This is a genomic window from Capnocytophaga sp. oral taxon 324 str. F0483 (assembly GCF_000318315.2).
Classification (GTDB): Bacteria; Bacteroidota; Bacteroidia; order Flavobacteriales; family Flavobacteriaceae; genus Capnocytophaga; species Capnocytophaga ochracea.
In genome coordinates, this window is record NZ_KB291530.1 from 38191 (window position 1) to 48327 (window position 10137).

A 10137-nucleotide genomic window follows, 5' to 3' on the forward strand; every position below is an offset into this window, starting at 1 on the left:
ACGATTGGTATAGAAAGGGTGTATAAGTGGTTGACTCATAATACAATACAACAGGGCTAAAAATGGTAAAAACAGGGTTTCGAGACGAAAGAAAGAGAATCCTCACCCCGTCCCTCTCCCAAGGAGAGGGGGAATGTAGTGACGGAAAGGAGAAGGGGTAATTAGAGAATTAGCAAATTAGAAAATTAGCAAGGGAGAGCACGAGCTAAAAGCTCGCGACAAAAAAGAGGGAAGATGGAGACGAAAAAGTGAAGGTAATGTGAGGTTATAGCGCGACGAGCAGATGAGAAATTAGTGGATTAGTAAATTTGAAAATGAGAAAATTAGTAGCTTACAAAAATAGATAAATACGATAAAAAATAATTATACAATGAGAAAAGTTTTATTATTGGCTTTGGCAATGGTTGCTTTAATGGGCTGTCGGAAGAGTGATGATGACAGCAATGGTAACTCTACCGCTGATTATGAGCTCAGTGCTGATGGGCGTACGCTTATCAAATGGAAAAATGCGAATACTACGGTGCTTGATATGCAAGCTGATGAGAAGCTCAGAAATGTGAATACTATCGGGAAAGAGGCTTTTAAAGAACATCAGAACCTCCAATCGATTATATTTCCGAATAACTTGAAGGAGATAGAAAAAAGTGCTTTTGAGGATGCAAACCTCAGCGGTGAGGTTGTCTTTAACACGAAAGCTACCGTTGATTTTGGCGAAAAGTGCTTTTACCACACTCATCTGAAAAAGATAACGTTCCCCAATATGAGTGTATTAGGTATCAATGCTTTTTCAGTTTGTAGGGATTTAAAAGAGGTTACTTTTAACAAAATAAAGAAATTAGGTGATTTTGCGCTGAGAGATTGCAATGCTGCCTCGCTTACCTTAGAGGGGACGGGGCTTACTGAAATAGGGCACGGCGCTTTTGTGGGGATGTGGAAGCTAAAAGAGATTACTTTACCTGAGACGCTTACTAGAATAGAATCGGATGCTTTTTGGCAATGCATAGTGCTGAAAAAGCTTACTATTAAAGCGGTAAATCCACCTGCCTTGCATATTAATAGTATTTTTGGCACAAACGATAAAAGTGTGATACCTACTATTTATGTGCCTAAGGGTTCGGTAGAACAATACAAAAAAACGGCAGGCTGGAAAGATTTCGCGGAGAAAATACAAGCAATTAATTAAATTAAAGAATGAGAAAATTAGGAAATTTGAGAATGAGAAAGGTTTTATTATTAGCTCTTATAGGGATTGCTTTGGTGGGCTGTCGGAAGAGTGATGATGACAACAACGGTAACTCTACCGCTGATTATGAGCTCAGCGCTGATGGGCGTACACTCATAAAATGGAAAAATGCAAATACTACGGTGCTTGATATGCAAGCTGACGAGAAGCTCAGAAATGTGAACACTATCGGGAAAGAGGCTTTTAAAGAACATCAGAACTTACAGTCGATTACATTCCCGAATAACCTGAAAGAGATAGAAGAGGGTGCTTTTGAAGAAGCTAGCCTTAGTGGTACCGTTACCTTCAATACCAATGCTACAGTAGTTTTTGGCGATAAAGCTTTCTTCAAAACAAAAATTAGAAAACTCTCCCTTCCTAATGTAAAAAGACTGCCCTATAGCGTATTGTCAATGTCTTATAATCTCGAAGAATTACACTTCAATAAATTAGAAATATTAGGATTTGGCGCTATTGGGTGGAATTATCTAAAAGAAATTAACTTAGAAAATACAGGACTCACTGATATAGAAACTGTGGGAATTTCGGGGTGTACGGAGATGAAGAGTGTTGTCTTGCCTGCAACACTGAAGACTATAGGGTATGATGCTTTTTGGTATTGCCAACAGCTTAAAACAATAACGATTAATGCTGTAAACCCTCCTGCCTTAGTAAATAACCCGTTTAGGGCTACTCGTATAGAAAAGATATATGTACCTAAAGGCTCGGTAGAGCAATACAAAAGAGCTACTTTCTGGAGTGCTTTTTCTGATAAGATATATCCGAAAGCACAATAAATAATAATTGAGGGCGGTATGTCATATCCAAAGATTAAGATTATATTGATGTATTTGACTTAGATATTTATTAGGTATTTTTAAATTCTGTAATTTTTATCCAAAACTATATGAAACGCTTTTTGACTGTTATTGCTTTTTTAAGTATCACTTCGATAGGTTTTTCGCAAGTGGCTATAGGAGTACGCTTTTCCTATCCTTTTACTATGGTACAAAGTATGCGTCCTGTTACCCCAAATGTACCATCTTCATCTGTAAGCTTTGGTAAATTTAGAAATTACTTAAATGCGGGAGGTTTTATTAGGATTCCTCTACAAGAAAGATTAACATTCCAAATTGAAGGAATGTTCAGTATTGCCGAAGTAGATTTTGACGGTAAATATCAAGGTAGTTCTTTTCATTCGGGCTACCGTTTTGTGCTTTTTGATATGCCTTTTTTGTTACAATATGAAGGCAAGCGACCTATTAGAGGTTTTGTACAAACGGGTTTTTCACCTAAATTTTTTTGATGCGCGAGGTTAGTTTGGATAGCTCTTATGATATTTCGTTTGCTGATACCCGTCGTTTTAAGAAGAGCTTGCTGATGTGGCATATAGGGGCAGGCATTCTCTTTGAGCGTAAGCATTGGATTTTCACTCTTGATCATCAGTTTTCTATGAGCGTGTTTAACGTGTCGGAGCATAACAATAAGGAATTTTTAGACCTCAGTAAAGCGAAGTTTTACTTTTTTAGTACTTCCTCAGGTATAGCGTATAAGTTTTAAATTTGTACATCACTTCCTACTGGTTATTTTTTCATTTGTAATTGTGAATTGAAAATTATTTCATATATTTGTTCCCTAATAATACAATTGACTAATTGATAAATTAATTATGAACTTTACCATAGCACGTGAGCACCTCAAGAGTGTGCTCCTCCCTACACACCTTATTTATAGTCCGCTCTTCTCAGAAGAATCTGGCAACAAAATCTACATCAAGCCCGAAAACCTTCAAAAGACAGGAGCTTTTAAGATTCGTGGTGCTTATAACAAAATCCTTAAACTCACCGAGGAAGAGAAAAAACGAGGAGTTATTGCTTCTTCAGCAGGTAACCACGCACAAGGCGTTGCCTACGCAGCACGTGAATTGGGCATCAAAGCCGTGATTGTAATGCCTAAAACTACGCCTCTTATCAAAGTGCAATCTACCAAAAAGTACGGTGCTGAAGTAGTGCTCTACGGCGATGTGTACGACGATGCTTACCAAAAAGCGAAAGAGCTGGAAGAGAAAGAAGGCTACGTGTTTGTACACCCTTTCAACGACCCTGATGTGTTGGAAGGACAAGGTACTATCGCCTTAGAGATATTGGAAGAACTGCCTAACACCGATGTGATAGTTGTACCTATAGGTGGTGGTGGACTTATCTCGGGGATTGCTTGCGCTGCTAAACAGCTTAAACCCGATATTAAGATTGTAGGTGTAGAACCCTCAGGAGCTGCTTCGGCAACCGAAGCACTCAAGAAAAATAAGCTTGTTAGCCTACCCGAAGCCAATACCATTGCTGATGGCACTGCTGTAAAGCGCATAGGAGAGTTAAATTTTGACTTTATCAAGAAGTATGTAGACGAAGTGGTGACCGTAGATGACTATGAACTTACGGAAGTTTTCTTGCTATTGGCAGAAAAGCATAAGCTTATCGCTGAGAACTCAGGCGTATTACCTTTGGCAGCACTCAAAAAACTCACCGACCGCGGTAAGAACGTTGTGCCTGTAGTAAGTGGGGGCAATATAGATGTGCTAATGATATCTTCGATGATAGGCAAAGGATTGGTGAGCAGAGACCGTATTTTCAACTTCTCGGTAAGCATTCCTGACCGCCCTGGTGAACTCGCTAAGATTACTCAAATTATTGCAGAAGTGGGAGCTAATGTAGTTAAACTCGCCCACAACCAGTTTAAGAACCTCTCACGTTTCCGCGATAAAGAAGTGCTTATTACGGTAGAGACCAACGGTACCGACCATATCCAGCAGTTGGTAAGAGCTTTTAAAGATAAAGGGTACGAAATTACCGCTAAGTAGTTGTTAGTAGGACAAACGCTTTTAGATTTACTAAAAAAGACTTTGCCAAAGGGTCGTAGCACGACAGGCTATTAACCCCTTGGCAAAGTCTTTTTATTTTCTGTTAAGCTATACGACTTATTGACTGACTTTTATCAAAGAAAACTCTACTTTGTATTCTTTGCCGTTTTCTTCGATGAGTACATAGCCTTTGGGTAGGTTGTTTGCTAAATAGTCATAATTACTATCCGATAGTTTTTCAGATGAACTTATGGCTTTTACTGATGGGAAATAGGTCGTGTTTTCTATTTTCAGTTTAGGAAATACTATTGCTTTTACTTTGGCATCTTCTAAATCTTCATTGAAGTAAACCTGTACATATTTAGCATAGTAGTCTGTAGAGTTTTTGTCTACAACCTTAGCATAGGTAGCTTTTAGTCTTGGATGCGCTTCAAGAATAATCTCTTTTTGAACAGTAACTTCTTGACCAAAAACCTCTGATTTCAGGTGTATTTGAGAAGATAATACTACCTTATAAGTACCTGACTCTACACTATTATCTATTTTAAAAGTTGCGGTGGTACCCCGGTGATTATAAGTACTTAAAGTTGCTTTTGTTTCTCCGTTTTTAATTAAAAGTAACTCGCAATATCTGTAATTAGTATTAAAACCTACGCTCATATAGGTAAAGTTTTCTCCTGTTATGGTTAATTCATCACCTGTTTTTAGGGTAGTTGCAGAGAGAGATTTGATTACTGGAGCATAGGTAGGCACTATGTTTATCGCTTGTCCGTCGCTGTTTACAAAAGGAAGTACTTGCTCTTTAGCGCCACCTTTTACTACAAACTTAAAGTCATTTCCTCCGCTGAAAGCTCCAGCTGGTGTATTGAACATCTTAAATTCGAGGTTGTAACCAGACATTTCTGCAACTGTAAGCTGGTAATCTTGTCCGTTTTTGCGTAGGTAATAGGTGTATTTCTTTAAGGCTTCAGCATTAGCGTATACTAGCACTTTAAAGACTTGCAAGTTGGTAGTTGCTAATGTTTGTACAGGACCTTCAAAAAGATTAATATCTAAAACATCTAAAACAATCTCACTACTATCTAAGGTAAAAACACCACTTTCCACTTCTTCTTTGTCGAAGGTTGCTTTAAAGCGATATTGACCGTTTTTATACGTTGCGGGCAAGACCACATATACACGTCTTTCTTTTTTGTCTATCTTTTGTACTTTGAGGTCGTAAGAGAGAGCGCTTCTGTATTTAAGGAGCTTTACTTTTATTTGCTCTTTTTTGACGGGTAGCGTGTTTACCTCGAAGAAAATCACCTCGCCTCCTGCTTTGTTTACCGTATATTCATTAGGAACGTACCCAATTTCTATTGGGACTTGCGGTTGTTCGGTTTTTTCGGTGGTAACCAGTACTTTGTAGGTTTTAGTACTTTTGTTTTCGGCGGTTACAGTGTAGGTTACTTCCTTAGAGAAGTTTTGAGCTACCCCTGTATTGGGGCTTACGGTAGCGCCCTTAGAAACCGTGATGGTAGGAGTAAGGGTGGTGACATCGGTGTCTTCAGGTAATTGGGCGGTGATAGTGGTATTGCTGATAGTACCACTATAAGTGTTACCCTCTACGGTAAAGACAAACGAAAGAATGTCTTTTTCAGCGCTCAGTGGGAGCGTTTCATCATTGTCTTTCTTGCACGCAAAAGCGATGAGCAAGATGCATAAAACGTACAATTTTTTCATTGTAGATAATTTTTTTTGAATTGCTTGCTATTAGAAAGTGCAAAGATAAGACGTAATTAGCAAATGAGCAAATAAGAGAATGAGAAAATGAGGTACTACATCTCTCCTCGTTTCATCTTTTCGAGATTAGCTTTTACCTCCTGGCGTTGGGACTCAAATTCATCATTAGTTTTTGAAAGGAGTTTTACGGCTTTTTCTTCGAGCTTAATAGCTTCTTGTTTTTCACCGCGTGTGTACAAGAGGTGTGCGAGGGTATCTAAGTAATAAGGATTTTCAGGTTCTAACTGTACTGCCGAGCTTGCCCACTGATAGGGTTCTGCTAATTTAGCGGGGTCGTTTTTATGTTCTTCGTACACTTTCCAAGCGATGTTATTGGCGCGGTTAGCAAAGCGCATTTTGTAATACTTCCAACTGTTTTCTTCATCGCTTTCGAAAAAAGCCTTATCGAGTGCTGCAATGATATTACTATCTCTCTTCAATAGGCTTTTATAGTATTCGCCGAAATAAGCACTGGCTTCTTCTACGTTGTTTTCATAGAGAAAATCGATGTAATCATCAGCGGTAAGTACGTTCTTTTTGACACCTTCGATATAAACGGCTTTTACAGGTTCAAAAAGAGTTTTGTCGTTAAATACAAGACGGTCGAGAAGAGTACTGAAGTGTCCATAGTTTGCTTCTATTACGCCTTTCTCTAAGCGTTGTTGATAGTCTGTATAGTCATCGTTTTTAGGAATGAGTTTTTCGTTATGTGCTTTAATTTCCTCGCTGAACTTCACCAAATAAGCGATTGCATCTACATCAGCAGGAGAAGCAGGCTTTTCGGCATTGAAAATTCGGTAATAATAATCGCTATCATTGCTATTAAGAGCGAGCAAGAAAGCATATGCGGAATCGAGTTTGCTATCGTTTTTATGAGCGTTTACGATGCGCTGCCACTGGGTAGTTACTTGCTCAGGGGTAATTTGCATTTGGTAGATGCCTTTGGGGTTTTTGAAATCGGAGAAGTAATCTTCTTGCTCTTGCGCTATATAGTCGAAGGCTTCTTCCTCATTAGCATCGCCTGTTTTTTGCACGGGACGATTTTTAGCTAACAAATACACACGCTGGCTGTCCTTTTTGAGGAAAGTGGTAAAAATAGCTTGTAGGTCTTTTACAGAGAGTTTAGGGTTACCCAAAGCTTTGTCGAGCGCACGAGCCATTGCTATTGTACCGAACTGCTGTCCGTAAGTATCACTTGTTACTATTTCGTCATTGGCAACCTCTTCGATAGTAGAGGGCTGATTGTAGAGCAGATTACCGGCTACGTCAAGCACAGCCATTTGGTTACCTGTAGGTACGCCTTTGGCTTTGAGGGTTTTCATATCTTTGGTAGTAGCCAAATAGAGTTCATACGGATAGCCATTGCTACCGCCTTCTTCTTTATATTTGGCAAAAAGAGTAGCGAATTGTTGTTGAGCCTCTTTGTTATCGGGTTGTTGGAAAACTATTACCAAACGGCTATATTTATCGGCTGAAGCAAGGGCAGTTTTCAAGTTCTTGGGTAGTGAAATATCTGCTTGGTTTTTCTGCTTAGCTCTTTTTTCAGGATTATATTCGGGGATATCCTGTTCTTCCTCAAAAGCGATGAGATATTTCCAATTCTTTACATTTTCCTTATTGCTACGGGCTACTTTTGCTGGATTAGGAGTGCTTGCCTTGTTACTGAACAGAATTGCGTTATCGGAATCGCCTTCGGTAAGAGAAATCGTTCCTTTATCGGGGTTGTAAGTGCCTTTTAAATTAAGCATATTATTGGTTCCTAAAAATTCTACTTCGACGGCATTGGTTGTCTTTCCGATAGGATATTTCTCAATAATTACTTCTTTGGATTTATTGTTGAAAGCTACTGAATGGGCATTCACTAAGTAAAGGTTTTCAGTACGTGGCACTTCAAAACTTTCTAATACATAGTAACCAACTCCATTGCTGTCTTTTGTTTTTTCTACATTTTCCAATGAAGTGATTTTGTTATGTACACACACATATTCCACTTCACCTTTGTTGTTTTCGTAGCCTACATATAAGAAATGTGGGTCGCCAAAGAGCCCTGTTCCTATTTTAAAGGTAATTTGCAACTGAGAGCTATTGCTCTGTTTCTTCTCAACCAAAAAAGACGACGCATTGGAAGAGAACTCTATTTTTTTGTCCTTTAAGGTATAGTTGCCCGAAGCGCCTACCAATTCGTAAGTGTTGTTATTACCAATCCTAAGCTCCAAAGCATTACCAAGAGAGCTGGCTTTGTAAGAGCCAGCAGGAATAGGGTTTTGGGCTATGAGTGATAGCGGAAATAGTGCTAATAGGGGAAGTGCTTTCATTTGAATAAAAAATTAAAAGTTAAAAAGCTGAGACTTGTGTAGCAAAAAGTGAGCCAGATCATTCTGTATACTTTTTGATAAGGCGAATCATTAAGTCGCTGAGTTTTTCGACTTGATACTCCCCTACACTAGGTTCTAAATGGGCGTTACCTATACCGCTGTCGTCGGTGATAAAGACATAGGTACCATTGGTATATATTGCCATAAAACGCATTAAGAACTCGGTGGGCTTATCGATACCACTGGCTACGATAGGAATGAGTTTGATACCTTTCTCGGCAGCGGTTTTAACTGATGCTTGTACGCTTTTGAGTATCTTATCTTCGTGATGTGGAGGAGCATCGAGTACTAAAAAGGCAATACGTGTGCGTGCCTCGCCGTCCCATTGGAGTTTATTGAGCTGATTGAGGGCTGAGTGTACTGCTTCGGGGAAGTCGCCACCTCCATCAGCTTTTTGGTTATTAATAAACTGAATGGTTTTATTGATATCCTTAGTAAAATCGGAATGTTTGACTACATACTCATCGCCTTCGTCGCGATAAAAGACCGTAGCGGTACTTATTTTGAGGTTTTTATTTCCTTCTTCTACCTTACTGATTACGTTCTTCAAATCCATTTTTAGGAACTCTAATTCATCACTCATTGAGCCCGTAGCATCTACCATAAAGGCAATTTGTACTTCGTTTGATGCTTTTTTTACTTCATTTTTAAGCGCAATACGGTTGAGTGTGTTTTCGCTAATTGCTTTTTCTGTGCTCACCCATTGGTCGTTTACTTTTAGGCGCAAATGCTCGGTGTTAAGCTCTTTTTCTTTTTGGAAGGCACTCACCCATAGTTCAGCTTTACCCGTGTTATCGGTTTTAGCTGTCCATAGCAGGGTATTGTTGCGATAGAGCGCAACGGTAACATTCACAGCAGGCTTACCATTAGCGGTTACAAGTACCGCTATACGGTGATTGGTGTACATTTGCCAATGTTCGGGGAAAGAAGCAAATTCATTTTTATTGAGCGTTTTTTGGTAGAAATCCCAACTATTGAGGTCGTTCCACTCGCCGGCAGTTACCAAGCCGGACTGAGGTTGGGGGTCGCTTTCGGGGCGACGTTTGCGGTGCTTAGGTTCAGTGCGTTTTGCTGGTTTGCTGGTTGCTACATCTTTTGCTACCGACATTTTAGCTGACATCGTACTTTCGTCACTTCTGCTAACATCGCCTGTTATTTTAGAGGATTTTCTCTTAGCGCTCTTTTCGCCGTAGCCAACTACGGCTATCTCGGCTAATTCGCCACTATTTTCTTCTCGGTAATCGGTGGCAGAGCTTTCATATGGGTATTCGGTGGTACTGCTTCCACGATCAACGGGTTTATAAGCGTTTCGGTTGCCACAAGCTCCTATGAGTAGGGCAAGGCATAACAATAAAAAATAAGATTTGTTTTTCATTTTGGAATATAGTTTTTGTGTTTCTAAGAGAAAGTATACGAAAATAATGCCAAATTAGTGCAATGATGCCGGAAATGTGGATAAAAAAGATTATTGTGTTAGAATAAGACCCCGAACTCCCGAAGGGGGACAAGCCACAAATAGGGTTACTTGGTTGAAAAGAAACATTCTCTTGTTACATACTCCGCTATCGCGGACTTCCGTTCAAAGGGGGAATGTAGTGACAGTCATTTCTTCCCTTTTTCCGTCATACTCCCTCCTAGTGCCTATGACCTAAGGCCTAGTGCCTTTTCTCTTTCTTTCGCCTCGAAATCCTCTTTTTGCCATTTTTTGTATCGCTGTATTATATTATGAGCCAAATACTTATACACCCTTTCTATACCAATCGTCCAAGATTTGTATAAGCTTCCTATAAGCTCTCTATAAGCTAACTACATTCATCCTCACACCTCATTTTTTACCCTTTTCCTCAACACACCCTTCCGAACCACTCCGTTTCCTTCCGAACTCCTCAACCCTCCAAATTTGCTAATTCAACAGCCTGTGT

8 protein-coding genes are annotated in these 10137 nt (G+C 39.5%); 5 read left to right on the top strand and 3 right to left on the bottom strand.

Annotation, left to right across the window (positions count from 1 at the left end):
* Positions 1–370: 370 nt before the first annotated feature.
* The 5 genes from HMPREF9072_RS09670 to ilvA all read left to right on the top strand — a co-directional run bounded on the left by HMPREF9072_RS09670 (position 371) and on the right by ilvA (position 4079).
* Complete coding sequence (locus tag HMPREF9072_RS09670; RefSeq protein WP_009411548.1) at positions 371–1183, top strand: leucine-rich repeat domain-containing protein; 813 nt, start codon at positions 371–373, stop codon at positions 1181–1183.
* A gap of 8 nt (positions 1184–1191) precedes the next feature.
* Positions 1192–2019, top strand: coding sequence for a leucine-rich repeat domain-containing protein (locus tag HMPREF9072_RS09675; protein ID WP_009411549.1), 828 nt, complete (start codon positions 1192–1194; stop codon positions 2017–2019).
* Between the two features lie 110 nt (positions 2020–2129).
* Positions 2130–2528: a porin family protein gene (locus tag HMPREF9072_RS12550; RefSeq protein WP_009411550.1), complete on the top strand. Its 399-nt coding sequence runs from the start codon at positions 2130–2132 to the stop codon at positions 2526–2528.
* Positions 2528–2782 carry a hypothetical protein gene (locus HMPREF9072_RS12555; protein ID WP_009411551.1) on the top strand — a complete coding sequence of 85 codons (255 nt, stop codon included), beginning with the start codon at positions 2528–2530 and terminating at the stop codon, positions 2780–2782. The genes HMPREF9072_RS12550 and HMPREF9072_RS12555 overlap by 1 nt, the downstream gene beginning before the upstream one ends.
* 109 nt (positions 2783–2891) lie before the next feature.
* Positions 2892–4079 (top strand): threonine ammonia-lyase, encoded by a 1188-nt coding sequence (gene ilvA, locus HMPREF9072_RS09685; protein ID WP_002674524.1) that lies wholly within the window; start codon positions 2892–2894, stop codon positions 4077–4079.
* Positions 4080–4196: 117 nt separating this feature from the next.
* Here ilvA and HMPREF9072_RS09690 read toward each other — a convergent pair whose 3' ends face one another.
* From HMPREF9072_RS09690 to HMPREF9072_RS09700, 3 genes are all read right to left on the bottom strand, one after another.
* Complete coding sequence (locus HMPREF9072_RS09690; RefSeq protein ID WP_009411552.1) at positions 4197–5801, bottom strand: DUF5018 domain-containing protein; 1605 nt, start codon at positions 5799–5801, stop codon at positions 4197–4199.
* Positions 5802–5896: 95 nt separating this feature from the next.
* Positions 5897–8155 carry a hypothetical protein gene (locus HMPREF9072_RS09695; RefSeq protein WP_009411553.1) on the bottom strand — a complete coding sequence of 753 codons (2259 nt, stop codon included), beginning with the start codon at positions 8153–8155 and terminating at the stop codon, positions 5897–5899.
* 58 nt (positions 8156–8213) lie between these two features.
* Complete coding sequence (locus tag HMPREF9072_RS09700) at positions 8214–9590, bottom strand: hypothetical protein (RefSeq protein WP_009411554.1); 1377 nt, start codon at positions 9588–9590, stop codon at positions 8214–8216.
* Between the last annotated feature and the right edge of the window lie 547 nt (positions 9591–10137).